This is a genomic window from Streptomyces graminilatus (genome assembly GCF_001418565.1).
Lineage (GTDB): Bacteria > Actinomycetota > Actinomycetes > Streptomycetales > Streptomycetaceae > Streptomyces > Streptomyces graminilatus.
On sequence record NZ_LIQQ01000146.1, the window covers coordinates 1 to 26267 of the forward strand.

A 26267-nucleotide genomic window follows, 5' to 3' on the forward strand; every position below is an offset into this window, starting at 1 on the left:
GCCCCGCGTCCCGCCCGTGGCCACGTACAGCACGTCCGGGAACGCCTCCAGCCGCCGCTCCGCCTCCACCGACTTCCCGGACCTGGCCCCGCCCAGCACCAGCGTCCGCCGGGGCACATCGGGCACGTCCTCGTACACCCCGACCGTCAACGTCGTACCGTCCGCCACCGCCCGCGCGCCCGCCGCCGCGAGCCGCCGCCGCAGCTCGGCACCCGGCGGCACGTCGTGGTCCAGATGTACGGCGACGACGTCCGTGGCAGGCCCCAGCGCGCCGCCCGCCCGCAGCCGGGCCAGGGCGTCCGGCCGCCCGACGACGTCCGCGAGGACCATGTCGTACGCGGGACCGTTCCCGTCGAGCCCGGCCGGTGCCGCGCCCGGCGGCAGATACAGCAGACGCTGCCCGTCGGGACCGGTCACCGCGTACCCCGTACCGGGCGCGTCCATCGGCACCGCGCGCACCCGGTGCCCGGTCAGCAGCGCCAACTCCCGCCCGTCCGGCACCCGTCCGGGCGTCGGAAGCCCTGCCGGCACGTCGACGGCGGGCCCGTCGTGCGGATGCGACAGCAGCACCTGCCGTACGCCGCCCAGCGAGTGCCCGGCGCGCGCCGCCGCCAGTACGGCGCCGGGGGTGAGGTCGAGCAGCAGCGAGCCGTCCACGAGCAGTGCGGTGGCCGCCCGCGCGTTCGCGCCGAGTGCGCGGGTACAGGCCGCGCAGGCGCAGTCGGGGCGGGGCAGACCCGCGGGGGCACCGGTGCCGAGCAGAGTGAGTTCCACGAGCCTGATTTTCGCGTGTCCCCGCAGGTCTTGCGCGTCCGGCTAGGCTTTCGGGCCAGGAGCCGGATCAAGATCCGCTCCTGGCCCGCAGCGGTTCATATCTTGGAGGCGTACATGGCGGCATGGACGTGGCGGTTCGAGAAGGCCGACGGGACGGAGGTCCAGCCCGCGGTGGAACCCGAGGAGTTCACGACGCAGGGGGACGCCGAGTCCTGGATCGGCGAGTACTGGAAGGACCTTCTCGCCGGCGGCACGGACCAGGTACACCTCTTCGAGGAAACCACGAAGATCTACGGCCCGATGAGCCTCCAGGACGCCAAGGAGGCGTAGCGGTAAACGAAAGCTGCCCCGCGCCCTTTTTCCTGGGGCGCGGGGACCCACCTGCCTTTAGGGGCGCGGGGAACTGCGCGACCAGCCACGACGGACCGGCAGCCGAAGAACCGGGGTCATCAACCCCGAACCCCGCACAAGTGCAACAACGCGGCCACCTGCCGATAGGGATCGGTCCGCCCGGCCCGCTCCTCCACGGCCAGCAGCACATCCACATCGTCCGGAATCTCCGCGGAGTCCTCCGCCAGATCCGTGAACACCCGCACCCCGTACCACGCGTGCAACGGCGCCCCGATCCCGGCGAGCGTGCCCGTGAGCGCGGACAGCCGGTCGGCCCGTACCTCGAGCCCGAGCCGATTCGTATAGGAATCGGTGTCGAACGCGCCCATCGCCCCCGCCCAGTCCCCGGCGAGCCCCGCCCGCATGGCCAGCGCGTCACCATTGCGCACCAGCAGCGACAGCAGCCCGCCCGGCGCCAGCATCCGCGCCAGCCCGGCCAGCAGGGCGTCCGGCAGTTCGACGTACATCAGTACGCCATGGCAGAGCACGACGTCGAAGCTGCCCGGCAGAAAGTGCACCCCGGTGTCGCGGCCGTCGCTCTCCAGGAGCCGGACGCGCGCCCGGATGCCCTCCGGCTCGGCGGCCAGCGCCTCACGGGCCGCGCCGAGCATCGTCGGGTCCTTCTCTATGCCGGTGACCTGATGCCCGGCCCGGGCCAGCCGCAACGCCTGCGTGCCCTGGCCCATCCCGACGTCGAGCACCCGCAGCCGCTGCCCGACCGGGAACCGCGCGGCTATCTGCTCGTCGAGCTGCCGTGCCACCAGTTCCTGCCGTACGACATTCCGCAGCCCGCCCAGCCGGTCCAGCCACGCATCCGCCGCGCCCCCGGAGAACGACGTAGTGCTCAGGGCCGCTCTCCGCGCTTGACCTGTGGCTTCGGCAGCCGGAGGCGACGCATCTGGAGGGAACGCATCAGCGCGTAGGCGACCGCGCCCTTCGTGCGCTCGTTCGCGAAGCGCGCGGCGAGCTGCTTCCGCAGCCGGAACGCGATGAAGACCGAGTCGCCGATGATCAGCACGATCACGAAGAGCCACAGCAGCAGCGCGATGCTCTGGAGCGCGCCGACCCGCACCATGCTCAGGACGAGGATGATCACGGCCATCGGCAGGAAGAACTCGGCGACGCAGAAGCGCGAGTCCACGAAATCGCGCGCGAACCGGCGCACCGGGCCCTTGTCGCGGGCGGGGAGATAACGCTCGTCCCCGCTGGCGAGCGCCTGGCGCTGGCGCTCCATGGCGGCACGGCGCTCGTCGCGCTGCCGCTTGGCGCCCTCCTTGCGCGTCGTCGGCGTACTGGCCACGCTGCGCCGCTGGGACTGGGCCTCGCTCCGCTTGGGAGTGGGCCTGCCCTTCGGGGCCTGCGGGTCACGGGTCTGCTTGGAGTCGGTCACCGGCGCCTTGTCGGCGGGGGCCTTCTCTTCCTTGGCACGGCTACGGAACACAAAACCCAAGGGTACGGGGTATCGGGGCATGGACCCCAGTCGACTGGGGAACGATCCGGCAACACCGGTCGTCCTCAGAAGACAGAAACAGAAGTAGGACAGGAGACGGACAGTAGGGGTCACCTACTCCCTACGCCGGAGCCGGGACAGATCGCAGTCGTCCTTGGGGATGACCGCATCGGGCCCGGAACAGTGCGGTAATGGAGACAGGGCCCGTACTGTTGGTGTTGGGCCTGTTGCAGGTGCTGGAGCTGGAGTTCCGTCAGAAGGGGGCGCGCGAAGCCCATGAGCGGTGTCATGAAGCGTATGGGGATGATTTTCCGCGCGAAGGCGAACAAGGCCCTTGACCGGGCCGAGGACCCGCGCGAAGCCCTCGACTACTCGTACCAGAAGCAGGTGGAGCTGCTCCAGAAGGTGCGCCGCGGTGTCGCCGACGTGGCGACCAGCCGCAAGCGGCTGGAGTTGCAGCTCGCCCAGTTGAACAAGCAGTCCTCCACCCTGGAGGACCAGGGCCGCAAGGCGCTCGCACTGGGCCGCGAGGACCTGGCACGTGAGGCGCTCTCGCGCCGTGCCGCCCTCCAGCAGCAGGTGACGGACCTGGACACACAGCACCAGACCCTCCAGGGCGAGGAGGAGAAGCTCACCCTCGCGGCGCAGCGCCTCCAGGCCAAGGTCGACGCCTTCCGCACCAAGAAGGAGACGATCAAGGCGACGTACACCGCCGCCCAGGCCCAGACCCGGATCGGCGAGGCCTTCAGCGGCATCTCCGAGGAGATGGGCGACGTGGGCATGGCGATCCAGCGGGCCGAGGACAAGACGGCACAGCTCCAGGCGCGCGCCGGCGCGATCGACGAGCTGCTCGCCTCGGGCGCCCTCGACGATCCCACGGGCATGGCGAAGGACGACATCCAGGCCGAGCTGGACCGGCTCTCCGGTGGTACGGATGTGGAGCTGGAGCTCCAGCGCATGAAGGCGGAGCTGGCCGGTGGCTCGTCCTCGGGGCAGCAGGCCATTGAGGGCGGCAACGGCCGCCAGCAGTCCCAGTCGCAGTCCCAGCCGACGGACGCTCCGCGTTTCGACAAGCAGTGACCGGGTGGGTAACCCACAGTGGTTACCCACGGCAGTAACCACAGCGGTATTCGCAGCGGCAGGCCACGCCTGAGGAGGGCGACATGATCGTACGGATCATGGGGGAGGGCCAGGTGAGGGTGGCGGACAGCCACCTCACCGAACTGAACAAGCTGGACGACGTACTCCTGGCGGAGATGGAGAACGGCGACGGCCCCGGCTTTCGCCGCACCCTCCATTCCCTCCTGGCCAAGGTCCGCGAGCTGGGTGAACCTTTGCCGGACGACTCCCTGGAACCGTCGGAACTGATCCTGCCGTCGCCGGACGCGACGCTGGAGGAGGTCCGGAAGCTGCTGAACGACGACGGGCTGATCCCGGGTTGATGTCAGTGCTCCAGCGAGTCCGGTGCCATCTGAAGGCGCACCCCCTGGCACTGGACGTGGCCCTCGCCGCTGCCGTCCTCCTCTGCATGGTGGGCGCCTCGTTCGTCGACCCGCGCGGCCACGCCGACGGCTCCTGGGGCGCCCGTACCCCCGACCCCCTCAGCCTCGTCCTCATGGTGCTCGCCGCCGCGGCACTGATCCTCCGCCGCCGCGCCCCCATGCGGGTGCTCGCCTTCACCGGCGTCGCCTCCCTCATCGAGTCGGTCACCGCCGACCCCCGTGCCCCCGTCGCCATGTCCGCGGTGATCGCCCTCTACACCGTCGCGTCGACCACCGACCGCCCCACCACCTGGCGCGTCGGTCTCCTCACGATGACCGTCCTCACCGGATCCGCGATGCTGGGCGGCGCCCTGCCCTGGTACGCGCAGGAAAACCTCGGCATCTTCGCCTGGACCGGCATGGCCGCGACCGCCGGGGACGCCGTACGCAGCCGCCGTGCCTTCGTCGACGCCATGCGGGAACGCGCCGAGCGGGCCGAACGCACCCGCGAGGAGGAGGCCCGCCGACGCGTGGCGGAGGAGCGGCTGCGCATCGCCCGTGACCTGCACGACGTGGTCGCCCACCACATCGCCCTCGTCAACGTCCAGGCCGGAGTCGCCGCGCACGTCATGGACAAGCGCCCCGACCAGGCCAAGGAGGCCCTCGCCCACGTACGGGAGGCCAGCCGCTCGGCGCTGAACGAGCTGCGCGCGACCGTCGGACTGCTGCGCCAGTCCGGGGACCCGGAGGCGCCCACCGAGCCCGCCCCAGGGCTGCACCGGCTCGACGAACTGGTCGGCACCTTCCACAGCGCCGGACTCCGGGTCGAGGTGGCCCGCGCCGACCAGGACACCACGCTCCCGGCGGCCATCGACCTGGCGGCCTACCGGGTGATCCAGGAAGCCCTGACGAACGTACAGAAGCACGCGGGCTCGGAGGCGAAGGCCGAGGTCAGCGTCGTACGGGTGGGGTCGAACATCGAGATCACCGTGCTGGACAACGGGCGGCCGGCCGGCGGCGGGGGCCAGGGCGACCCGGCGGAGGGCGACTCGGCGGAGGGCGGCGGGCACGGGCTGCTCGGGATGCGGGAGCGGGTCACCGCGGTCGGCGGCGGCTGCACCGCGGGCCCCAGATACGGAGGCGGCTTCCGGGTGCATGCGATCCTGCCCGTGCAGAGCAGGCCGCGCCCGGCGGACGGCGCGGGCACCCCCGTACCGAGCCCCGCGTAACCACGCACGACTCACCCACTCATCACCTTGCTCACTGCTCACTGCTCACTCACCGATTCGACGAGGACCGCCCATGACGACGATCCGTGTCCTGCTCGCCGACGACCAGGCGCTGTTGCGCAGTGCCTTCCGCGTGCTCGTGGACTCGGAGGCCGACATGGAGGTGGTCGGGGAGGCGGCCGACGGGGCCGAGGCGGTACGGCTGGCGCGGGAACTGCGCGCCGACGTCGTGCTGATGGACATCCGGATGCCGGGCACCGACGGGCTGGCCGCGACCCGGCTGATCAGCGCGGATCCGGGGCTCGCACAGGTACGGGTGGTGATGCTGACGACGTTCGAGGTCGACGAGTACGTGGTGGAGTCGCTGCGCGCGGGCGCCTCCGGGTTCCTGGGGAAGGGCGCCGAGCCCGAGGAACTGCTCAACGCGATCAGGGTCGCCGCCGGGGGCGAGGCACTGCTGTCGCCGGCCGCGACCAAGGGCCTGATCGCCCAGTTCCTGGCCCAGGGCGACTTACTGGACGACAACCGCGACCCCGCCCGCGCCGAACGCCTGGAGGCGCTGACCGGACGGGAGCGCGAGGTGCTGGTGCAGGTCGCCGGCGGCCACTCGAACGACGAGATAGCGGAACGGCTGGAAGTCAGCCCGCTGACGGTGAAGACGCACGTGAACCGGGCCATGGCCAAACTGGGCGCCCGGGACCGGGCACAACTCGTCGTGATCGCCTACGAGTCGGGACTGGTACGCCCCAGGGTGGAGTGAACCGCGCGGGGCGTACTGCGGGCGGAGTAGGGACCGGGTGGGGAAACGGGACCTGGGAGTTAGGGAATAGGGGTTTCCCATGCCTCAGGGTGTAGGGGTGGCGCTCATTTGTGTGACACGCACCCGCAGATGCGTGGGCGCGTGCCGCGCGCGCGTCCTTCCCCCACACAGGCCACAGAAGAGAGACGCTCACCCATGTCCTGGCTGTCCAGGTTCAGCCTCGCGCAACGGTCCCTGATCGGGCTGATGTCGATCGTCGCGATCGTCTTCGGGGCGATAGCGATACCGCAGCTCAAGCAACAGTTGCTGCCCACCATCGCACTCCCGGTGGTGTCCGTCCTGGCGCCGTACCAGGGTGCGTCCCCCGATGTGGTCGAGAAGCAGGTCGTCGAGCCGATCGAGGACAACCTCCAAGGCGTCACCGGCATCACCGGAGTCACCTCCACCGCCAGCGAGGGCACCGCCCTCATCACGGTGTCCTTCGACTACGGCAACGACACCAAGCAGCTCGTCGCCGACGTCCAGCAGGCCGTCAACCGGGCCCGCGCGGTGCTCCCGGCCGGCGTGGACCCGCAGGTCGTCGCCGGTTCGACGGACGACATCCCGGCGGTCGTCCTCGCCGTCGCCTCCGACCAGGACCAGCAGGCCCTCGCCGACCGGCTCGACCGCACGGTGGTGCCCGATCTGCGGGCCATCGAGGGCGTCGGCCGGGTCACGGTCGGCGGCGTACGGGACGTCCAGGTCACCGTCACCCCGGACGACAAGAAGATGGCGGCGGCCGGCCTCACCTCCGCGTCGCTCGCCCAGGCACTCCAGGCGGGCGGCGTGACCGTCCCGGCGGGCTCCTTCGACGAGGCCGGCAGCAACCGCACGGTCCAGGTCGGCGGCAGCTTCACGTCCGTGCAGCAGATCGAGGACCTGATGGTCGCCGGCCCGCCCGGCGCGCCCGGCGCGCCGGCCAAGCCGGTGCGCCTCGGCGACGTGGCGGCCGTCAAGCAGGAGTCCGCGAAGGCCGACTCGATCACGCGTACGGACGGCAAGCCGAGTCTCTCCGTCGCGGTCACGATGGACAACGACGGCAGCGCGGTGTCGGTCTCGAACGCGGTCGAGGGCAAACTCGCCGACCTGCGCAAGGACTTGGGCAGCGGCGCGACGATCACGGTGGTCAGCGACCAGGGCCCGGCGGTGGCGAAGTCCATCAAGGGCCTGACGACGGAGGGCGGCCTGGGCCTGCTCTTCGCGGTGATAGTGATCCTGGTCTTCCTGGCATCGATCCGCTCGACTCTCGTCACGGCGGTCTCGATCCCCCTCTCGGTGATCCTGGCCCTGATAGTCCTGTGGACCAGGGACCTGTCCCTGAACATGCTGACGCTGGGCGCGCTGACGATCGCGATCGGCCGGGTCGTCGACGACTCGATCGTGGTCCTGGAGAACATCGAACGGCACCTCGGGTACGGCGAGGAGCGCCACGAGGCGATCCTCAAGGCGGTCAGGGAGGTCGCGGGCGCGGTCACCTCGTCGACTCTCACGACGGTCGCGGTGTTCCTGCCGATCGGCCTGGTCGGCGGCCTGGTCGGCCAGTTGTTCGGCTCGTTCAGCCTGACGGTGACGGCGGCCCTGCTTGCCTCGCTCCTGGTCTCCCTGACGGTCGTCCCGGTCCTGTCCTACTGGTTCCTGCGCGCCCCGAAGGACACCCCGGACGACGCGGACGAGGCCCGCAGGCTGGCCGAGGAGAAGGAGGCGAAGAGCAGGCTCCAGCGCGCGTACGTCCCTGTCCTGCAATTCGCGACCCGGCGCCGTCTGACCAGCGTGGCGATCGCGGCGGTGGTCCTCATCGGCACCTTCGGCATGACACCGCTCCTGAAGACGAACTTCATCGACCAGGGCAAGCAGGAAGTCCTCACCGTCAAGCAGCAGTTGAAGCCGGGCACGAGCCTGGCGGCAACGGACGCCCAGGCGAAGAAGGTCGAGCGACTGCTCGCGGAGGTGAAGGGCGTCAAGGACTTCCAGGCGACGATCGGCTCGTCCGGCTTCCTGGCGGCCTTCGGCGGCGGCACGGACACCAACCAGGCGAGCTACCAGGTCATGCTGGAGGACGATGCATCGGCGGACAAGGTCCAGGCGAGCATCGAGAAGGGGCTGGGGAGCCTCTCAGGCATCGGTACGACCACGATCGCGGCCGGTGACGGCTTCGGCAGCCAGAACCTGAGCGTGGTCGTGAAGGCGGCCGACGCGAACGTCCTGCGCAAGGCGGCGGGCCAGGTACGCGCCACGGTGGCGGGCCTGAAGGACGTCACCGACGTCACCAGCAACCTGGCGACGAGCGTGCCGCGCATCTCGGTGCGCGCCAACTCCAAGGCGGCGGCGGCCGGTTACACCCAGCAGGCGCTGGGCGCGGCGGTGGCCGAGGCGGTCAGGGGCACGACGGCGGCCAGGGCGAACCTGGACGACATCGAGCGCAACGTCGTGATCAGTCCGGCGAAGCCGGCCCGGTCCCTGGACGAGCTGAAGGCGCTGAAGCTGGGCGCGGTGAAGCTGGGCGACATCGCGGATGTGAAGCTGGTGGACGGCCCGGTGTCGATGACCAGGATCGACGGCCAGCGGGCGGCCACGATCACCGGTCGCCCGACCGGCGACAACACGGGCGCGGTGAGCTCGGACCTCACGGCGAAGCTGAAGGCCCTCAAGCTCCCGGCGGGCGCCACGGCGTCGATCGGCGGGGTGTCGTCGGACCAGGACGACGCGTTCAAGAACCTGGCACTGGCGATGCTGGCGGCGATCGCGATCGTCTTCATGCTCCTGGTCGCCACGTTCCGTTCCCTGGTCCAGCCCCTGGTCCTCCTCGTATCGATCCCGTTCGCGGCAACGGGCGCGATCGGCCTGCTGATCGCGACGGGCACTCCGATGGGCGTCCCGGCGTTGATCGGCATGCTGATGCTGATCGGCATCGTGGTGACGAACGCGATCGTCCTGATCGACCTGATCAACCAGTACCGGGCGCAGGGGTACGGAGTGGTCGAGGCCGTGGTGGAAGGCGGCCGCCACCGCCTCCGCCCGATCCTGATGACGGCCATGGCGACGATCTTCGCCCTGCTCCCGATGGCACTGGGCGTGACAGGCGAGGGCGGCTTCATCGCGCAGCCGCTGGCGGTGGTCGTGATCGGCGGCCTGATCACGTCAACTGTCTTGACCCTGCTGCTCGTTCCGACGCTCTACGCGATGCTGGAGCTGAGGAAGGAACGCCGGGCGGAGAAGAAGGCGGCGAAGCGCGAGCCGAAGGCGGAGCCGGAGGCGCGGGAGTCGGTCAAGGTGTGACCGACTGACGAGTGAAGGAAGATGGCCGGGTCGCGTGGGCGACCCGGCCATCTTTTCGTTCCGCCTTACACCTTCAGGGAGTTGACGAAGGTGTCCCAGATCGCTGCTGGGACGACGAGTACGGGTCCTTGGGGGTTCTTGCTGTCGCGAACGGGGACGACACCGGGGAAGTCCTCGGCGATCTCGACGCAAGCTCCCCCGTTGGCATTGCTGTAGCTGCTCCGGCGCCAGTGGGCGGAGTTCAGCTCGGGGGTGTGTCGCATGACTTGTATTCCTCCATGGCCTGTCGAATCAGCTCCGCCGAGGCGGCCGGAGAGAGGGCCTTGGCGCGGAGCACTTCGTACCTCCGCCGCCATTTCTTCGCCGAGTCCCGGTCCTCATGGAGGTGGCCGACCTCAATGCCCTCTTCGTAGGCCAGGGTGGAGCCGTTGGGAAGGGTCAGCAGGTGCAGCGAGCCGCCCATCAGGTAGTAAGAACCGGCGCTGAAGGGCATCACCTGGACCTTACTGTCCGGAGTATCCACCTGTTCGAGCAATTGGGCCAACTGTTTGTACATGCACTCCGCGTCACCGAACGGCCGCCGGAGGGCTGCTTCGTCGATGATCGACCAGCGCAGAGGGGGCTCGGCCGAGCGGAGGCGATCCTGGCGTGACATGCGGGCGTTGACGAACTCCTCGATTTTCTCCCGGGACAGCTCTTCCTGGAGGCTGAACTGAGCTTCGGCGTACTCCCTGGTTTGCAGGAGCCCTGGGACGACCTGCGGGTCGTACGTCTCGATGACCTCGGCCTGGGCCTCGAAGTCCATGAACCGGCGGTACTGGTCCGGATGCGCTTCGCGTTTGGCCAGTTGGTACAGCCCGTGGAAGTGCTTGTCCGTACCGAAGGCCGCGTCGAGTTGGGCGGGCAGGTCGGGTGGCGGCATCAGTTCGGCCGTCTCGATCCGGGCCAGCGTGCTCTTGCTGGAGTTGAGGATGTCCGCCAGTTGTACGAGCGACAGCCGCGCGGCCTCGCGGTGGCGGCGCTGCTCGGCCCCGAAGTAGTGGCGGGCGGAGTGGTACGGGGTCAGTTGCTGTGGCTTGAACGTCATCGGTCTCGCCTCTCTCTTCTCGTGTCTCTGGTTCCGCTCGTCCCGATCTCAACGCTGGGACGCGGGCTTCCTGTTGAGGATGCCTGTCACAGGGTGACGATGTGGGCACAAACGGTAATCGACCGGAGTGAATGGAGTCACGTGATGATGCGAGACGGATTGGGTACGCGGCTGCGGCTGCTGCCGTGGACCACGCCCGACGGTGGCCCGTGCTACCTCAGCACGTCCGACCCGAACAGCCGACTGTCGTGCATGGCGGACGAGTTGGAGACGGAACTTCTCGACTCGGCGGAGCAGGTACTCGGGCAGGCGAAGCCGCTGCTGGCCGGGGAGGGCGTGGGGGAGCGGGAGTTGAGGTTCACCGGGGTACGGCTTGCCGAGGCGCTGGGGGATGCGTTGCGGATCGCGGTGAGCCGGGGTGCGAGACTGCCGGACAACTGAAGCGCATTCACGGTACTTCTGAGGCGGCGGCTGCATGGCCGGTCATGCAAACTGTGCTTGGTGGACAACTATCGACCGGTGGACCGGAATCCCGCTCCCGAATGGTACGGACGCCTGCGCGTGCAGACCGCTGATCTCGGCCCGGCCCGCTGGCTCACCGAACGTGTCCCGGGGCGCGACGACTTCGGAACGGTGGCGGGCGTCGCCGCGCCCGGCTTCGCCGCTTACGCCAGGGTTCTGCATCCCGCTTCCCTGAACGAGCGGCCGGTGCGGTGGACGGAGGTGGCTGCCGCCTACCAGCGAGAGGTGACAGCGGGCACCAACTGGCATGAGGTGATCGGGGCGGACCGCGACTACTACGGCGCCGCCGAGCACGCCTTGCCCGGTGTCTGGGACGAGCATCCGGCGGAAGGTCCGACTCCGCCCGTCGTCGCCCAGGCCCTGATCCCCATCCTGGCCCGGCACACCCGGACTTCCGAACACTGCTGGTTCGGTCTGTGGCACGGCTACGGACGCTGGGACTTCGGCCGGCTTCCGTCCTTCGAGACTCCCGGCCGGGACGAAGTACTGCTTGCCGGGACGCTGGCCGATGCCGTCTCGCCGGTGTCTCTGGACGAGTTCGCCGAACTGCCCGACCTGTGGTGGCCGCAGGACCGCGCCTGGTGCCTGGGCGGTGACGTGGACCTGGTGAGCACCTACGTCGGCGGCTCCCAGGAACTGATCGCCGACCTGCTGGCCGCTTCGGAGCTGGAGGCGCACCTGGTGGCACCCGGCGACAGGGTCGGCTGAACCCACGGCACTGTCGGCATCCGCTCCAGCTCCAGTGGTGAGACGGACAGTGGCTATGCCCCGCCGTACAGACGTTCCAGGTCCACGAGGACGACCTCACCGCGCTCTGCCGCCGCGTGCAGGTCCGGCGAGAATCCGACGCCGCTGTAACAGGCGGGGCGGGCATGGCTCGTGTCGATGCCTCGTGCCGCCAGGAGTCCGAGGACGTGGCGGAGGCGTTCGAGGTGACCGACGTTCATCACCTTGTTCCACTTCGCCTCGCCGACCGACAGCAGGATGCCGTGGTCCTGGCCGACGGCGCCGCGTACGACGACATCGACCTCGTGGGAGGTGCGCGCGGCCGGATCGGGCACGGTTCCTGAAGTGACCTCGATGGGCAGCCCGCCGAAGGTGTCGGGTTCCGCGTGCCAGGACACCCACTCGCGGCACAACTGCTCGAAGTGGGGGCCGACGACCTTGCTGAGGAATGTGTCCCGGGACAGGGACCAGATTGTCTTCAGGTTGCGTCGATCGGCCATGAGCGCCTGGTTGCGGCGTACCACCGCGTGGTGGAACGTGATCAGCGGTTCGGCGATGCGGTAGGCGCTGCGGTTGCCGCGAAAGGCGTCGGCTTCCAAGGTCAGCAGTCCGCATCGCTTGAGTACCGTCAACGGCTGGGAGATGTCGGTGGCCTTGCGGCCCACCGCGCTCGCGATGCCACCGCTGGTGTGGTTTCCGGCCGCGACCGCAGCGAGGACGGAGTGATAGAGGGCGCGGTCGCGTACGTCCGGTTCGGCGGCCAGCAGGAACTCCGCCTCGCTGTGGATGGGGCGCATGGGGTTCAGGACCGTACGGCACACCCAGTCGTCGAAGTCGTCCATTCCCTCCGGTACGTCATTGGCCACGAACTCCCGCCGGTAGGCCGGGGTTCCGCCGACCACGGCGTGCGTGAGGACGGCGAGCCTCGGGTCGGTGATGCCCCAGAACTCCGCTGCTTCCCGGTAACCCAGGGAGTGCACGACGAGGTTGAGTCTCGCGCGGCCGTACAACGGTGACGTGCCGGAGAGCAGGCCCCCCATGAACGACATCGCGCTGCCGCAGAGAAGGATGCGGGGGCTGTGGCGCAGATCGCGGCCGAACCCGGATCCGATGGCAGCCTGGAGGCGGGAGGGGAGGGAGGTGTCGCCCCGGACCAGATACGGGAACTCGTCGATGACGATCGTGACGGGGCGCTGCGCGGCCAGGTCGAAGAGCAGCTCCAGGGCCTCGCTCCAGTGCTGGGGGTGGGGTGGCACGGGAGCGTCCGTGAAGCGTCCGATCTCCTCACCGAGCAGACTCAGTGACTCGGCCCGCGTGGCCTCGACAGCGGCGAAGTAGAAGCCGTTCGTTGCCGCGGTGAGGGCCTTGAGCAGGAAGCTCTTCCCCTGTCGGCGACGCCCGGATACGACCGCGAGGTGTGGTCCGGGCGCCTCGCTGGAGGCGAACGCGGTCAGTTCGCTCCACTCCCAGTCGCGGTCGAAGATCTCGGCTGGCTTGGGGATGTTGTGGTGAGTCTGTCGCGGCACGGTGACCTCGTTCTTAGGGATACATATCTAAGATGTACATCCCTAAGAACGAGAGTGCACCCGAATGGACACGCGCAGCGCCGCCCACTCACCCGGCCACCCACCTACGGCAGCGCCAGCATCCGCTCCAGTGCCAGCTTCGCGAACTTCTCCGTCTCCCGGTCCACCGAGATCTGGTTGACCAGCTTGCCGTCCGCCAGGGACTCCAGGGTCCAGACCAGGTGGGGGAGGTCGATGCGGTTCATCGTCGAGCAGAAGCAGACCGTCTTGTCGAGGAAGACGATCTCCTTGCCCTCGGGCGCGAAACGGTTCGCCAGGCGGCGTACCAGGTTCAGCTCCGTTCCGATGGCCCACTTGGAGCCGGCCGGGGCCGCCTCCAGCGCCTTGATGATGTACTCGGTCGAACCGACGTAGTCCGCCGCCTCCACCACCTCGTGCTTGCACTCCGGGTGGACCAGGACGTTCACGCCGGGTATCCGGGCCCGGACGTCGTTGACCGAGTCGATCGAGAAGCGGCCGTGCACCGAGCAGTGGCCGCGCCACAGGATCATCTTGGCGTCGCGCAGCTGCTCCGCCGTCAGGCCGCCGTTCGGCTTGTGCGGGTTGTAGAGGACGCAGTCGTCCAGCGACATGCCCATGTCCCGCACCGCCGTGTTGCGGCCCAGGTGCTGGTCCGGCAGGAACAGGACCTTCTCGCCCTGCTCGAAGGCCCACTCAAGGGCCCGCTCGGCATTGGACGACGTACAGATCGTGCCGCCGTGCTTGCCGGTGAACGCCTTGATGTCCGCCGAGGAGTTCATGTACGACACGGGCACGACCTGGTCGGCCACCCCGGCCTCCGTCAGGACGTCCCAGCACTCGGCGACCTGCTCGGCCGTCGCCATGTCGGCCATCGAGCAGCCGGCGGCCAGGTCGGGCAGGACCACCTTCTGGTCGTCGCCGGTCAGGATGTCCGCCGACTCCGCCATGAAGTGCACACCGCAGAACACGATGTACTCCGCCTCCGGACGCGCCGCCGCGTCCCGGGCCAGCTTGAAGGAGTCGCCCGTGACGTCCGCGAACTGGATGACCTCGTCGCGCTGGTAGTGATGGCCCAGGACGAAGACCTTGTCGCCGAGCTTCTCCTTGGCCGCACGGGCGCGCGCCACCAGGTCCGGGTCGGAGGGGGAGGGCAGGTCGCCGGGGCACTCCACGCCGCGCTCGCTGCGCGGGTCGGCCTCCCGGCCGAGCAGCAGCAGCGCGAGGGGTGTCGGCTGTACGTCGAGGTCCTGGGTCTGGGCGGTGGTCACGACACGCACCCTTTCTGTTCTTCTGGTCATGCCTTTTCGTCTAATTGACGTTATCTATGGTAAGCCCTTCACGTCACTTTGACGAGGTTCATAGCGTCGATGTGACATGAATCCCGGAGCCCGACCAGAACTCGACCGGAGCCCGTCCAACGGTCGCTGTTCGCGCTTCCGAGGGTGTGCGAGCATGGACAGGTAGATGGAACGGAAAGAACAGACTCTCGGCCCGGAATGAATCCGCGGCCCCGCCGGTTGCACTCGTCGGCAAGCAGTCTCCGTACAACCCGGGAGAGATGTAGATGTCCGTATCGGACGAGACCAGCACCGTCACCGACGGCATCATCCTGTCCGACGCCGCCGCGGCGAAGGTCAAGGCCCTGCTCGACCAGGAAGGCCGCGAGGACCTCGCTCTGCGCGTCGCCGTCCAGCCCGGCGGTTGCTCGGGTCTGCGCTACCAGTTGTTCTTCGACGAGCGCTCCCTCGACGGTGACGTCGTCAAGGACTTCGACGGCGTCAAGGTCGTCACCGACCGTATGAGCGCTCCTTACCTCGGCGGCGCCTCCATCGACTTCGTCGACACCATCGAGAAGCAGGGCTTCACGATCGACAACCCGAACGCGACGGGCTCCTGCGCCTGCGGCGACTCCTTCAGCTAAATCTCAGTACGTCAGTACGTCAGTACTTCTGTATTTCTGTACGTGTGAAGGCGGCGTCCCCTCTTCCGGGGGCGCCGCCTTCACACGTATCACTTGCCGGCGAAGTCGCCCTCTCGGATCGTCTGCCCGTCCGTTCCCACGACCTTCCGGCCGTCCAGCGGCTTGTCCAGCCGCACCGTCTCGTACGTCGCCTTGGCGAGCGCGATGCAGGCCTTGTCCTTCTCGGTCGTCGAGGTCACGGTCACCGTCACCTCACTCCCGCCCTCCTTCACCGACGCCGAGAACTTGCTGCACACCCCGGCCCAGAAGCCCACGGTCAGCTCCTTGCCGTCGCCGGAGACCGTGTAGCCCTCGATCTTCATATCGCGCGTAATCGTCTCGGACCCGGACCCGGTCCCGGATCCTGACTCCGCTCCGGCCAGATACCGGGGGTCGATCGCCGGATACGTCACCGTGTAGCCCTCGGCCGCACCCCGCGCCCGCACCTCGAACAGCCACGACGGCACCAGCGCCGGCCGCCCGGACACGGAGAGCGAGGCGAGCCCGAACACCGCCTTGTCGACGGTGAGCGACTCCTTCTGTCCTGTCTCCCGAGTCGTCGTACCGCACGGCGCCTCCAGGCGGTCCTTCAGCGGTACGGGGCTCGCGCAGCCCCCGATGCCCATGTGGTGGTCGGGAGTGGCCACCGCCCCCGGCTCGTTGAGCAGGGCCAGGGCGGCCTTGGCGCCGAGCACCGGATACGTGTCGCCCTTCACCGGCTTCACCAACTGGCCGCTGCCCGCCACCACCTCGCCCTGCGGGCTGACCTGGAAGCCGGTCGTCCAGCCGTACGTGGGCAGCCCGCCGATCACCGGGTCGGCGTTCACCACCCGCTTGGTGTCGACGACCTGGCTCGCGTCGAGCTTCGCGTCGTCCTGGCCGACCGCCTTCAGAATCGGTGCCACGGCCTTCTTCGCCACCGCCTCGCTCACCGGATCGACGGTCGTGCCCTGGGTGGCCATCCCCCCGTCGGCGGAGCCGGAACCCTGCGCGCACATGGTCGTGCTCTTGCAGTTGTCGGACCCCCCGACCAGATACCGGCTGAAGGACCAGGTCCCCGGCGCCTGCCCGGCCACCCGCAGGACCGGACCCGTCCCGTCCTTCGGCGCGCCGACCAGCCAGTCACCGGCCTGCCGCACCGGCTTCCCCTCGACACCGAGCGCCTGGGCCAGCCGGGTCACCTCGGCGGTCGTGACCGAGTCCTTGTCTCCCTCGCCGTTCTTCGACGTCGTGTACACAGGCGCCGAGCCGGGCCCGGCGGGCAGTGGGCCGGCCGCCCGGTAGGTCACCCCGTTCGGGTCGGGCTCACCGGGCGCGATGCCGTTCCCGCCGCCCGTGTCACCCGTACCGCCCCGGGTGTAGCCGTCGAGGGCCAGCGGCGGGGGAGTGGTGCCGTCGTCGCCCGGCGCCGACGTATTCGTACGGTCGTCGTGGTTCGAGCCGACGGCGACGCTGGTGGCGAGGTACGCCCCGCCACCCCCGACGAGCAGGACCGCTGCGGCGACCGAGGCGATGAGCACCGGGGACCGGTGCCGGGACGGTCGCTCCGCGTCGCCCTCCTGCGGCTTCTGCGGCTTCTGCGGCTTCTGCGGCTCCTCCGGCTCCTGCGGCTCCTCCGGCTCCTCCGGCGTGGCCTCGGCGGCGCCGTCCGCTTCGGCCTCGGCGGCCTCGGCGGACTCAGCAGCCCCAGCGGCCTTGTCGACGCCCTTGTCGTCGACGCCCTTCTCCTCGGCGCCGGCTTCGGCGTCGTCGTGATCAGGTCGCTCGGTGTTCACGGCATTGCTCCTTCGGCTCCCGGCTGTCCCGGCTGTCCCGACGGACCGGCCCTGTCACAGACGGGCACCGGGGGTCGTACAGCGCGTCCTCTTTACGGGGGACAGCGATGGGACGCGGCGGGGGAGCGCACGGTTCCCTCCGAGCGCTGGTCGGAGGGCTGCCGTCGGCCGGGGCCCCTCAGCCGCCGTACTCGGGCATCGCGTCCACCAGCCGCGCCGACGCGGACGGGACGGTCACGCCATGGATACGGGTCGGGGAGACGGGCAGGGCGGTGATCCGGTCCGGGGCGGCCCAGTGCGGGGCCATCCGGGCGCAGTCGCCGCGCAGGGAGGCCAGATCCCCTTCGAGGTCGTGCGGCGCGGCACCCCGTCCCGAGTGCGGCTGCTGGGCCTGAAGTGCCTGGTGAACCTTGAAGTTCGTCATGCCGGAACCGTATGCACGGCAGGCCCGGCCGAGAAAGATCTACTATCGGGTAGTTTTGCCGCTACAGCGAGCACGGGCGGACCGGGTAGCGTGAAGTGTCAATCCGCCTCCCCTCGCAGGAGAGTGTCCTCGTCGTGCGTATCGCAGTCACCGGCTCCATCGCCACCGACCACCTCATGACCTTCCCCGGCCGTTTCGCCGACCAGCTCGTCGCGGACCAGTTGCACACGGTCTCGCTGTCCTTCCTGGTCGACAACCTCGACGTACGCCGGGGCGGCGTGGGCGCGAACATCGCCTTCGGCATGGGCCAGCTCGGCACCAGGCCGATCCTGGTCGGGGCCGCCGGCGCCGACTTCGACGAGTACCGCGCCTGGCTGGACCGCCACGGCGTGGACACCGACTCGGTCCGGATCTCCGAGACGCTGCACACCGCGCGTTTCGTGTGCACCACCGACGCCGACCACAACCAGATCGGCTCCTTCTACACCGGTGCCATGAGTGAGGCCCGGCTGATCGAGCTGAAGACCGTCGCCGACCGCGTCGGCGGCCTCGACCTGGTCTCGATCGGCGCGGACGACCCGGAGGCGATGCTCCGCCACACCGAGGAGTGCCGCACCCGGTCCATCCCGTTCGCCGCCGACTTCTCCCAGCAGATCGCCCGCATGGGCGGCGACGACATCAAGGTCCTGCTGGAAGGCGCCGCGTACCTCTTCTCGAACGAGTACGAGAAGGGCCTCATCGAGTCGAAGACCGGCTGGTCCGACGCGGAGATCCTCTCCAAGGTCGGTACTCGGGTGACCACCCTCGGTTCCCGGGGCGTACGCGTCGAGCGCGTCGGCGAGGAGCCGATCGAGGTCGGCTGCCCGGACGAGGAGGCCAAGGTCGAGCCCACGGGTGTCGGCGACGCCTTCCGTGCGGGGTTCCTGTCGGGGCTGGCGTGGGGGGTCTCGCTGGAGCGGGCGGCGCAGGTCGGGTGCATGCTGGCGACTCTCGTCATCGAGACGGTGGGTACGCAGGAGTACACGTTGCGGCGGGCCAACTTCATGGACCGCTTCCGCAAGGCGTACGGGGACGACGCCGCGTTGGAAGTTCAGGGGCACCTGGGCTGAGTTTTTCGTCCGCAGGTGCGTGGGGGCTGGTCGCGCAGTTCCCCGCGCCCCTAAAAGCGGGTGGGTCAGCTCGTCCGGCGGATCAGGTATGCCGTGCCTTTCTCCGCCGGCTCTTCCCCCAGATATTCCTGCTGCCGCATCTCGCACCACGCCGGGATGTCCAGGCGGGCCGCCTCGTCGTCCGACAGGACGCGGATCGTGGCGCCCACCGGGACGTCGCCGATGACCTTCGCCAGTTCGATCACCGGGATCGGGCACCGCTTGCCGAGCGCGTCCACGACGAGCGAGTCCCCTTCGCCGACGGCGGCGACCGTCACCGGGGTCGTCGGCGCGCCCAGCTTCTCCCGTACGGTCGTCACCGCGCCCGGCAGGACGGACAGGAACCGGTCGACCTCCTCGGCCGGTGTCCCGGCCGGCAGCGACACCCGCACGTTTCCCTCGCTCAGCACCCCCATCGCCCGCAGCACATGGCTCGGCGTCAACGTGCTGCTCGTACAGGACGAGCCGGAGGAGACGGAGAAACCGGCGCGGTCCAGCTCGTGCAGCAGTGTCTCCCCGTCGACATAGAGACAGGAGAAGGTGACGACCCCGGGCAGCCGCCGCACCGGATCGCCGACCACCTCCACGTCCGTCACCAACCGCGGCACCTGTACCCGGATCCGCTCCGTCAGCTCCCGCAGCCGTACCGCCTCCTGGGCCGCCTCGGCCCGTACCGCGCGCAGCGAGGCCGCCGCCGCGACGATCGCCGGTAGGTTCTCGAACCCGGCCGCCCGCCCCGACTCCCGCTCGTCCACGGGCCCTTGCACCGCGAACCGCACACCCTTGCGGACGGCGAGCAGCCCGACCCCGGAAGGCCCACCCCATTTGTGGGCGCTGGCGGTGAGGAGCGACCAAGGCCCCGGAACCGGCCCCCACCCCAGCGACTGCGCCGCGTCCACCAGCAGCGGCACCTCGGCCGCCCGGCACACCTCGGCCACCTCCGCGACCGGCTGCTCGGTCCCCACCTCGTGGTTGGCCGACTGGAGACACGCCAGCGCGGTGTCGGGCCGTACGGCTGCCTCGTACCCCTCGACGGCCACGGCACCGGCGCGGTCGACGGCGACCGTCGTCACCGAACCGCCCGACGCCTCCCAGTCCTCAGCCGAATGGAGCACCGACGAGTGTTCGACCGCCGACACGATCAGGTGACGCCCCACGCGACGCCGCCCGGTGAGCGCCCCGGCGACACCGGCATGCACGGCCCGAGTACCGGACGACACGAACGTCAGCTCATCGGGACGGCACCCCACGGACTCGGCGGCGGCCTCCCGAGCGGCATCCAGCAACATCCGCGCCCGCCGCCCCTCCCTGTACAAACGTGCGGGATCCGCCCACCCTTCGTCGAGCGAGGCAAGCAAGGCCTGCCGGGCAACGGGGTGAAGGGGAGCAGAGGAAGCGGCATCGAAGTAGGACACACATCAACGCTAAGTCCTCAAGCAAGGGGACGGAGTCCCACCCCAGGGGCGCGGGGCTGTGACATCAGCGGCTCCGCCGCGGGGCGCGATCAACCACAACCCACCCGCACCCGCCAACGCACAGAACCCCCCACCCCATTGGGCGCCCAAACCCCGTCGCACCGGGCACCGGACCCCCCATCAGACCCCGTCGGGGTGACCCCCGGCGCGTTGGGGACCCTCCCCGCGCGACCCCAAATTGCGTCCAGTAGGGTTTGGTCCGCATAAACATCCAAACCCCTGCCCGACGCAGGGCGGCGACCGACCCCGAGAAGGCAGGCCGCAGCCAATCCGCGCGGGCGAGACTCTCGGGAAGGCGCTACGTGAGTCCCAACGGCTCCGACCTCCCCCGCACCCTGGGGGGCGCGGGCGGTACCCCCACGCCGCGGCGCCCGTTGCGGCGGAAGCTGCTTCAGGCATTGACTGCGGGCCTGGTCCTGGCGACCGCGACCGGTTGCACATACAAGGACTTCCCCCGCCTTGGTATGCCCTCCCCGGCCACTGATGAGGCTCCGCGGATCCTCTCCCTGTGGCAGGGATCCTGGGCAGCCGCGCTCGCCACCGGCGTGCTGGTCTGGGGCCTGATCCTGTGGAGCGCCATGTTCCACCGGCGCAGCCGCACCAAGGTAGAAGTACCTCCGCAGACCCGGTACAACATGCCCATCGAGGCGCTGTACACCGTGGTTCCGCTGATCATCGTCTCGGTGCTCTTCTACTTCACGGCACGCGACGAGTCGAAGCTCCTCGACCTCTCGAAGAAGCCCGACCTCACGGTCAACGTCGTGGGCTTCCAGTGGAGCTGGGGCTTCAACTACATCGAGAACGTCCCGGGTTCCACCGGAAACGCGGACACCGACCCGAACCTGGACGCCATTCCGGACCGGTTCAAGAAGGACTTCCCGGCCAACGCCGGCGGTGTCTACGACGTCGGTACGCCCGCCTCGAAGGACCCGGACACCCACAACCCGGGTCCGACCCTCTGGCTTCCCAAGGGCAAGACGGTCCGCTTCGTCCTCACCTCACGTGACGTCATCCACTCCTTCTGGGTGGTGCCGTTCCTGATGAAGCAGGACGTCATCCCGGGCCACACCAACGCCTTCCAGGTGACCCCCAACAAGGAGGGCACCTTCATGGGCAAGTGCGCGGAGCTCTGCGGTCTCGACCACTCCCGGATGCTGTTCAACGTGAAGGTCGTCTCTCCCGAGGCTTACGAGCAGCACCTCAAGGACCTCGTGAAGAAGGGGCAGACCGGTTACATTCCCGCCGGCATCGCGCAGACGAGCCACGAGAAGAACCGGGAGACGACAAACCTGTGAGCATCACCAACGAACCCCAGGGTGCCGCCGCAGCTGAGGACTCGTACGAGAACGAGCTGCCGGTACGGCGCAAGCAGCCGGGCAACGTGGTCGTCAAGTGGCTCACCACCACCGACCACAAGACGATCGGCACGCTCTATCTGGTGACGTCGTTCGCCTTCTTCTGCATCGGTGGCGTGATGGCGCTGCTCATGCGCGCCGAGCTGGCCCGGCCGGGCCTTCAGATCATGTCGGCGGAGCAGTTCAACCAGGCGTTCACGATGCACGGCACGATCATGCTGCTGATGTTCGCGACGCCGCTGTTCGCCGGTTTCACCAACTGGATCATGCCGCTCCAGATCGGTGCCCCCGACGTCGCCTTCCCGCGGCTGAACATGTTCGCCTACTGGCTGTACCTGTTCGGCTCGACGATCGCGGTCGGCGGTTTCCTCACCCCCTCGGGCGCGGCCGACTTCGGCTGGTTCGCCTACAGCCCGCTGTCGGACGCGGTCCGTTCCCCCGGTATCGGCGCCGACCTGTGGATCATGGGTCTGGCCTTCTCCGGCTTCGGCACCATCCTCGGCGCGGTCAACTTCATCACCACGATCATCTGCATGCGCGCGCCCGGCATGACCATGTTCCGCATGCCGATCTTCGTGTGGAACGTGCTGCTGACCGCGGTTCTCGTTCTGCTCGCCTTCCCCGTGCTCGCCGCCGCGCTCTTCGCGCTGGAGGCGGATCGGAAGTTCGGCGCACACATCTTCGATGCCGCGAACGGTGGTGCCCTGTTGTGGCAGCACCTGTTCTGGTTCTTCGGGCATCCAGAGGTGTACATCATCGCGCTGCCGTTCTTCGGCATCATCAGTGAGGTCATCCCGGTCTTCTCCCGCAAGCCGATGTTCGGCTACATGGGCCTGATCGGCGCGACCATCGCGATCGCGGGTCTGTCCGTGACGGTGTGGGCCCACCACATGTACGTCACCGGCGGTGTGCTGCTGCCGTTCTTCTCCTTCATGACGTTCCTCATCGCCGTACCGACCGGCGTGAAGTTCTTCAACTGGATCGGCACCATGTGGAAGGGGTCACTGAGCTTCGAGACCCCGATGCTCTGGGCCACCGGCTTCCTGATCACCTTCACCTTCGGTGGTCTGACCGGTGTCATCCTGGCGTCGCCGCCGATGGACTTCCACGTCTCGGACTCCTACTTCGTGGTGGCGCACTTCCACTACGTGGTGTTCGGCACGGTCGTCTTCGCGATGTTCTCCGGCTTCCACTTCTGGTGGCCGAAGATGACCGGCAAGATGCTCGACGAGCGCCTCGGCAAGATCACGTTCTGGACGCTGTTCGTCGGCTTCCACGGCACCTTCCTCGTCCAGCACTGGCTGGGCGCCGAGGGCATGCCGCGCCGGTACGCGGACTACCTCGCGGCGGACGGCTTCACCGCCCTGAACACGATCTCGACGATCAGCTCCTTCCTGCTCGGCCTGTCGATCCTGCCGTTCCTCTACAACGTGTGGAAGACGGCGAAGTACGGCAAGAAGGTCGAGGTCGACGACCCGTGGGGCTACGGCCGTTCGCTGGAGTGGGCCACCTCTTGCCCGCCCCCGCGCCACAACTTCCTCACCCTGCCGAGGATCCGCAGCGAATCCCCGGCGTTCGACCTGCACCACCCTGAGATCGCGGCGCTGGACCAGCTGGAGAACGCCGGTCACGGCGCGACGGCCATCGCCGGCAGCAAGGAGGCTGGCAAGTGAAGATCCAGGGCAAGATGTTCATCTGGCTCGCCGTCTTCATCCTCGTCATGGCGATCGTCTACGGCGTCTGGTCGAAGGAGCCGGTGGGCACCACGGCTCTCACCCTCTCCTTCGGCCTGTGCATCATGGTCGGCTACTACCTGGCCTTCACGGCCCGGCGGGTCGACGTGGGCGCCGGCGACAACAAGGAAGCGGACGTCGCGGACGACGCCGGCGAGGTCGGGTTCTTCAGCCCGCACAGCTGGCAGCCGCTCGCGCTGGGCATCGGCGGCGCGCTCCTGTTCCTGAGCGTCGCGATCGGCTGGTGGCTGGCGTACTTCGGGGCCCCGGTCCTGCTGATCGGCCTGTGGGGCTGGGTCTTCGAGTACTACCGCGGTGAGAACCGCACCCAGTAACACGTTCAGTGCTCAGGGGAGCCCGGACACTCCGTCAGGAGGGTCCGGGCTCCCTCTTTTGCCACACCCTCGTTCCCCCGCACGGATCACCCGCCGCGCCGAGCCCGCCGCACGTTCTTAGCGTGAGGTCATGAGGCACTCACCACGCAACCGTACGGTCGTCAGCTGCACCCTCCTGGTGGCCGCCCTGAGCGCGTCCACCGGCGCCTGCGGCTCGGACGGCCAATCCCTCTCGGCGAAGCCGTACGACGCGGCTGAGCGGATCTCCTTCGGCGGCGCTGTCGGGGACGGCAAGAAGGCGAACCCGGACAAGCCCCTGGAGATCACCTCCGACGACTCCGACGACCGCATCACGGACGTCACGGCCATGGACGCGGCCGGACGCTACCTGGCCGGCGAGCTCTCCGCCGACGGCAGCCGCTGGCACAGCACCTCCCCCCTGGCCGCGGGCGCCCGCTACACGGTCCGGGTGAGCACGGAGGACGAGGACGGCGCCCCCGGCCGCGGGACGCGCACCTTCGACACCAGCAGGCCCACCACCAAGAAGCGCCTGAACGTCACCTTCGGCCCGAAGAAGGGCACCTACGGTGTGGGCCAGCCCGTGACGGCCGAACTCAGCCAGCCCGTGCGGGGAAAGGCACAGCGCGCGATAGTCGAGCGCGCCCTCAAGGTGGACTCGACCCCCACCACCGAGGGCGCGTGGCACTGGGTGAACGACAAGGAACTCCACTACCGGCCCAAGGAGTACTGGCCCGCCAGGGCCACCGTCCAGGTGCGCAGCAACCTGCCCGGCATGAAGATCGGGGACCGCCTCTGGGGCGGCAGCGCCAAGCCCCTGACATTCACCACCGGCGACCGGGTCATAGCCGTCACGGACGCGTCGTCCCACCAGATGACCGTCTACCGGAACGACAAGGTGATCAACACCATCCCCGTCACCACGGGCAAGCCCGGCTTCGAGACCCGCAACGGCGTCAAGGTCGTACTGGGCAAGGAGTACTTCGTACGCATGCGCGGCACCAGCATCGGCATAGCCGAGGGCAGCGCCGACTCCTACGACCTACCGGTCTACTACGCCACCAGGGTGACCTGGAGCGGCGAGTACGTGCACGCCGCCCCCTGGTCCGAGGGCTCCCAGGGCTCCGAGAACGTCAGCCACGGCTGCACCGGCATGAGCACCAGCAACGCCAAGTGGTTCTTCGACAACATCCGGGAAGGCGACGTCGTCAAGGTCGTGAACTCCTACGGCCACACCATGGAGTCCTTCGGCAACGGTTTCGGCGACTGGAACCTCGACTGGAAGAAATGGGAGGGCGGCAGCGCCCTCACCACGGCCCCAGCGGGCTCCCTCCCGGCCAACCAGGTCCGCCTGACTCCGCAGAGCATCTGAGAAGGGGCGCGAGTCCCCACCCAGGGGCGCGGGGAACTGCGCGACAAGCCACGACGCTCCCCGCACCCGCCGAACCACCGGTTGAACCGAGTTCTTAGGCGCTCAAGGCCCGCCGAGCCCGCAACAGGGAAGCCAACGCCGAGGCGAACTCAACAGGCTCCACCGGCAAGGTGACCGCCCCATCGGCCCGACTCCAAGTCGCCAGCCACGCATCCTGAGGCCGCCCGATCAGCAACAGCACCGGCGGACACCGGAAAACCTCGTCCTTGATCTGCCGGCACATCCCCATGCCCCCCATGGGCACGGCCTCCCCGTCCAGCACACAGACGTCGATCCCGCCCTTGTCCAGCTCCTTCAGGACGGCGGCGGGCGTCGCGCACTCGAGGAACTCGACGACGGGAACGTCGGGAGCGGGTCGCCGCCCCGCCGCCAACCGCACCTGCTCGCGGGTGTTGGAGTCATCGCTGTAGACCAGCACCGTGGCGGTCGGCTGCATTGTTCCCTCCGAGACATCAGCGTCGTACGGACAGACGGACCGGGTCCGCTGGGCCGGATGCTACTCCCTCGGAACCCCTGCCAGAACCCCACTCGATCAGCCGTCCGAACAGCCGCCCGATCAGCCCTCCGACCGGCCGTCGACGCGCCGTGGATGGGCCATACGGGCTGGACACACCCCGCAGACACCCCGAACGGCACCCCCCGGCGTGAGGGCGGGATAAGCGACCGACATAATGTCGGTCGTGGCGACAGCAACGACAGTAGAAACCGGGCACGCGCACCCGTCGGTCAACCGGCCGAACCTCACCAGCGTCGGAACCATCATCTGGCTGAGTTCCGAGCTGATGTTCTTCGCGGCCCTATTCGCGATGTACTTCACCCTGCGATCGGTGACCGGTCCGGCTCACTGGAAGGAGATGGCGTCAAGCCTCAACTTCCCGTTCTCCGCGGCCAACACCACGATCCTGGTGCTTTCTTCCCTCACCTGCCAGCTCGGTGTGTTCGCCGCCGAGCGCGGTGACGTGAAGAAGCTCCGGATGTGGTTCATCGTCACGTTCGTGATGGGTGCGATCTTCATCGGCGGTCAGGTCTTCGAGTACACCGAGCTGGTCAAGAAGGACGGGCTCTCGCTCTCCTCCGACCCGTACGGCTCGGTGTTCTACCTGACCACCGGCTTCCACGGCATGCACGTGACGGGCGGTCTCATCGCGTTCCTGTTCGTCCTCGGCAGGACGTACGCGGCGCGAAGGTTCACCCATGAGCAGGCGACCGCCGCGATCGTCGTGTCCTACTACTGGCACTTCGTCGACGTCGTCTGGATCGGGCTCTTCGCCACGATCTACATGATCAAGTAGCCGGGCCCGCCCGATCCCGTATCGGGCCCGCCCGACACC

The 26267-nt window shown here is 68.9% G+C and carries 25 protein-coding genes and 1 pseudogene; 15 read left to right on the forward strand and 11 right to left on the reverse strand.

Features of this window, described 5'->3' with window-relative positions; translation table 11 throughout:
- Positions 1-774 (reverse strand): annotated as a pseudogene (locus tag AOK08_RS14320) (bifunctional adenosylcobinamide kinase/adenosylcobinamide-phosphate guanylyltransferase); the annotation flags it as partial.
- Between the two features lie 114 nt (positions 775-888).
- Between AOK08_RS14320 and AOK08_RS14325 the strand changes: the two are divergent.
- The gene (locus AOK08_RS14325) at positions 889-1104 is read left to right on the forward strand and encodes a hypothetical protein (RefSeq protein WP_055525955.1); all 216 of its coding nucleotides are present in this window, start codon (positions 889-891) and stop codon (positions 1102-1104) included.
- Positions 1105-1223: 119 nt separating this feature from the next.
- Here the strand turns inward: AOK08_RS14325 and AOK08_RS14330 are convergent, their stop codons facing one another.
- On the reverse strand, positions 1224-1925 hold the full coding sequence (locus AOK08_RS14330; RefSeq protein WP_055525931.1) for a class I SAM-dependent methyltransferase: 702 nt from the start codon (positions 1923-1925) through the stop codon (positions 1224-1226).
- 83 nt (positions 1926-2008) lie between these two features.
- Positions 2009-2635, reverse strand: coding sequence for a DUF3043 domain-containing protein (locus tag AOK08_RS14335; protein ID WP_079054023.1), 627 nt, complete (start codon positions 2633-2635; stop codon positions 2009-2011).
- 255 nt (positions 2636-2890) lie between these two features.
- Between AOK08_RS14335 and AOK08_RS14340 the strand changes: the two genes are divergently transcribed.
- The 5 genes from AOK08_RS14340 to AOK08_RS14360 all read left to right on the forward strand — a co-directional run bounded on the left by AOK08_RS14340 (position 2891) and on the right by AOK08_RS14360 (position 9399).
- Positions 2891-3694 (forward strand): PspA/IM30 family protein, encoded by an 804-nt coding sequence (locus tag AOK08_RS14340; RefSeq protein ID WP_055525933.1) that lies wholly within the window; start codon positions 2891-2893, stop codon positions 3692-3694.
- A gap of 83 nt (positions 3695-3777) precedes the next feature.
- Entirely contained in the window at positions 3778-4056 is a 279-nt protein-coding gene (gene pspAA, locus AOK08_RS14345; protein WP_055525934.1) for a PspA-associated protein PspAA, read from the forward strand.
- Positions 4056-5324, forward strand: a complete 1269-nt coding sequence (locus AOK08_RS14350) for a sensor histidine kinase (protein ID WP_055525935.1) — start codon at positions 4056-4058, stop codon at positions 5322-5324. Before pspAA ends, AOK08_RS14350 begins: the two co-directional genes overlap by 1 nt.
- A gap of 73 nt (positions 5325-5397) precedes the next feature.
- The gene (locus tag AOK08_RS14355; protein ID WP_055525936.1) at positions 5398-6084 is read left to right on the forward strand and encodes a response regulator; all 687 of its coding nucleotides are present in this window, start codon (positions 5398-5400) and stop codon (positions 6082-6084) included.
- Between the two features lie 195 nt (positions 6085-6279).
- Entirely contained in the window at positions 6280-9399 is a 3120-nt protein-coding gene (locus tag AOK08_RS14360; RefSeq protein ID WP_055525937.1) for an efflux RND transporter permease subunit, read from the forward strand.
- A 65-nt stretch (positions 9400-9464) separates the two neighbouring features.
- Here AOK08_RS14360 and AOK08_RS14365 read toward each other — a convergent pair whose 3' ends face one another.
- Positions 9465-9662, reverse strand: a complete 198-nt coding sequence (locus AOK08_RS14365; protein ID WP_055525938.1) for a DUF397 domain-containing protein — start codon at positions 9660-9662, stop codon at positions 9465-9467.
- The gene (locus AOK08_RS14370) at positions 9641-10486 is read right to left on the reverse strand and encodes a helix-turn-helix domain-containing protein (RefSeq protein ID WP_055525939.1); all 846 of its coding nucleotides are present in this window, start codon (positions 10484-10486) and stop codon (positions 9641-9643) included. The genes AOK08_RS14365 and AOK08_RS14370 overlap by 22 nt, the downstream gene beginning before the upstream one ends.
- A 144-nt stretch (positions 10487-10630) precedes the next feature.
- Here AOK08_RS14370 and AOK08_RS14375 point away from each other — a divergent pair, with 144 nt between their 5' ends.
- Both AOK08_RS14375 and AOK08_RS14380 read left to right on the forward strand, forming a co-directional pair.
- Positions 10631-10927 (forward strand): hypothetical protein, encoded by a 297-nt coding sequence (locus AOK08_RS14375; protein ID WP_107100942.1) that lies wholly within the window; start codon positions 10631-10633, stop codon positions 10925-10927.
- 60 nt (positions 10928-10987) lie between these two features.
- On the forward strand, positions 10988-11716 hold the full coding sequence (locus AOK08_RS14380) for a hypothetical protein (RefSeq protein ID WP_241826946.1): 729 nt from the start codon (positions 10988-10990) through the stop codon (positions 11714-11716).
- A gap of 53 nt (positions 11717-11769) precedes the next feature.
- On the opposite strand, the gene AOK08_RS14385 is transcribed toward AOK08_RS14380, so the two are convergent.
- Positions 11770-13260: an AAA family ATPase gene (locus tag AOK08_RS14385; RefSeq protein ID WP_241826947.1), complete on the reverse strand. Its 1491-nt coding sequence runs from the start codon at positions 13258-13260 to the stop codon at positions 11770-11772.
- A gap of 104 nt (positions 13261-13364) precedes the next feature.
- Positions 13365-14549, reverse strand: a complete 1185-nt coding sequence (gene nadA / locus AOK08_RS14390) for a quinolinate synthase NadA (RefSeq protein ID WP_055525958.1) — start codon at positions 14547-14549, stop codon at positions 13365-13367.
- A 296-nt stretch (positions 14550-14845) separates the two neighbouring features.
- Between nadA and erpA the strand changes: the two genes are divergently transcribed.
- On the forward strand, positions 14846-15202 hold the full coding sequence (gene erpA / locus AOK08_RS14395) for an iron-sulfur cluster insertion protein ErpA (protein WP_030039301.1): 357 nt from the start codon (positions 14846-14848) through the stop codon (positions 15200-15202).
- Positions 15203-15291: 89 nt separating this feature from the next.
- Here erpA and AOK08_RS14400 read toward each other — a convergent pair whose 3' ends face one another.
- Positions 15292-17016, reverse strand: a complete 1725-nt coding sequence (locus AOK08_RS14400; RefSeq protein WP_055525941.1) for a hypothetical protein — start codon at positions 17014-17016, stop codon at positions 15292-15294.
- 178 nt (positions 17017-17194) lie between these two features.
- Positions 17195-17440: a hypothetical protein gene (locus tag AOK08_RS14405; RefSeq protein WP_055525942.1), complete on the reverse strand. Its 246-nt coding sequence runs from the start codon at positions 17438-17440 to the stop codon at positions 17195-17197.
- 134 nt (positions 17441-17574) lie between these two features.
- On the opposite strand from AOK08_RS14405, the gene AOK08_RS14410 reads away from it, so the two are divergent.
- Positions 17575-18549 carry a carbohydrate kinase family protein gene (locus AOK08_RS14410; RefSeq protein ID WP_055525943.1) on the forward strand — a complete coding sequence of 325 codons (975 nt, stop codon included), beginning with the start codon at positions 17575-17577 and terminating at the stop codon, positions 18547-18549.
- Positions 18550-18614: 65 nt separating this feature from the next.
- On the opposite strand, the gene AOK08_RS14415 is transcribed toward AOK08_RS14410, so the two are convergent.
- Positions 18615-20003, reverse strand: coding sequence for a cysteine desulfurase/sulfurtransferase TusA family protein (locus AOK08_RS14415; protein WP_055525944.1), 1389 nt, complete (start codon positions 20001-20003; stop codon positions 18615-18617).
- 362 nt (positions 20004-20365) lie between these two features.
- Between AOK08_RS14415 and ctaC the strand changes: the two genes are divergently transcribed.
- From ctaC to AOK08_RS14435, 4 genes are all read left to right on the forward strand, one after another.
- A complete protein-coding gene (gene ctaC / locus AOK08_RS14420; RefSeq protein WP_198539266.1) occupies positions 20366-21358 on the forward strand; it encodes an aa3-type cytochrome oxidase subunit II in 993 nt (330 codons plus the stop codon).
- Positions 21355-23091: an aa3-type cytochrome oxidase subunit I gene (gene ctaD / locus AOK08_RS14425; RefSeq protein ID WP_055525945.1), complete on the forward strand. Its 1737-nt coding sequence runs from the start codon at positions 21355-21357 to the stop codon at positions 23089-23091. The genes ctaC and ctaD overlap by 4 nt, the downstream gene beginning before the upstream one ends.
- The gene (locus AOK08_RS14430) at positions 23088-23486 is read left to right on the forward strand and encodes a cytochrome c oxidase subunit 4 (protein ID WP_055525946.1); all 399 of its coding nucleotides are present in this window, start codon (positions 23088-23090) and stop codon (positions 23484-23486) included. The genes ctaD and AOK08_RS14430 overlap by 4 nt, the downstream gene beginning before the upstream one ends.
- A gap of 130 nt (positions 23487-23616) precedes the next feature.
- Positions 23617-24876: a L,D-transpeptidase gene (locus AOK08_RS14435; RefSeq protein WP_055525947.1), complete on the forward strand. Its 1260-nt coding sequence runs from the start codon at positions 23617-23619 to the stop codon at positions 24874-24876.
- Between the two features lie 94 nt (positions 24877-24970).
- Here the strand turns inward: AOK08_RS14435 and AOK08_RS14440 are convergent, their stop codons facing one another.
- Positions 24971-25372: a response regulator gene (locus AOK08_RS14440; protein ID WP_055525948.1), complete on the reverse strand. Its 402-nt coding sequence runs from the start codon at positions 25370-25372 to the stop codon at positions 24971-24973.
- Positions 25373-25607: 235 nt separating this feature from the next.
- Between AOK08_RS14440 and ctaE the strand changes: the two genes are divergently transcribed.
- Positions 25608-26228 (forward strand): aa3-type cytochrome oxidase subunit III, encoded by a 621-nt coding sequence (gene ctaE / locus AOK08_RS14445; protein WP_055525949.1) that lies wholly within the window; start codon positions 25608-25610, stop codon positions 26226-26228.
- The last annotated feature ends 39 nt before the right edge of the window (positions 26229-26267 follow it).

Coding starts and splice junctions, on each gene's coding strand:
- AOK08_RS14350 (WP_055525935.1), top strand. CDS start 4,056: ATGTCAGTGCTCCAGCGAGTCCGGTGCCATCTGAAGGCGCACCCCCTG.
- pspAA (WP_055525934.1), top strand. CDS start 3,778: ATGATCGTACGGATCATGGGGGAGGGCCAGGTGAGGGTGGCGGACAGC.
- AOK08_RS14325 (WP_055525955.1), top strand. CDS start 889: ATGGCGGCATGGACGTGGCGGTTCGAGAAGGCCGACGGGACGGAGGTC.
- AOK08_RS14405 (WP_055525942.1), bottom strand. CDS start 17,440: ATGACGAACTTCAAGGTTCACCAGGCACTTCAGGCCCAGCAGCCGCAC.
- AOK08_RS14355 (WP_055525936.1), top strand. CDS start 5,398: ATGACGACGATCCGTGTCCTGCTCGCCGACGACCAGGCGCTGTTGCGC.
- ctaE (WP_055525949.1), top strand. CDS start 25,608: ATGTCGGTCGTGGCGACAGCAACGACAGTAGAAACCGGGCACGCGCAC.
- AOK08_RS14360 (WP_055525937.1), top strand. CDS start 6,280: ATGTCCTGGCTGTCCAGGTTCAGCCTCGCGCAACGGTCCCTGATCGGG.
- AOK08_RS14435 (WP_055525947.1), top strand. CDS start 23,617: ATGAGGCACTCACCACGCAACCGTACGGTCGTCAGCTGCACCCTCCTG.
- erpA (WP_030039301.1), top strand. CDS start 14,846: ATGTCCGTATCGGACGAGACCAGCACCGTCACCGACGGCATCATCCTG.
- AOK08_RS14340 (WP_055525933.1), top strand. CDS start 2,891: ATGAGCGGTGTCATGAAGCGTATGGGGATGATTTTCCGCGCGAAGGCG.
- AOK08_RS14365 (WP_055525938.1), bottom strand. CDS start 9,662: ATGCGACACACCCCCGAGCTGAACTCCGCCCACTGGCGCCGGAGCAGC.
- AOK08_RS14375 (WP_107100942.1), top strand. CDS start 10,631: ATGATGCGAGACGGATTGGGTACGCGGCTGCGGCTGCTGCCGTGGACC.
- AOK08_RS14440 (WP_055525948.1), bottom strand. CDS start 25,372: ATGCAGCCGACCGCCACGGTGCTGGTCTACAGCGATGACTCCAACACC.
- AOK08_RS14335 (WP_079054023.1), bottom strand. CDS start 2,635: ATGCCCCGATACCCCGTACCCTTGGGTTTTGTGTTCCGTAGCCGTGCC.
- AOK08_RS14370 (WP_055525939.1), bottom strand. CDS start 10,486: ATGACGTTCAAGCCACAGCAACTGACCCCGTACCACTCCGCCCGCCAC.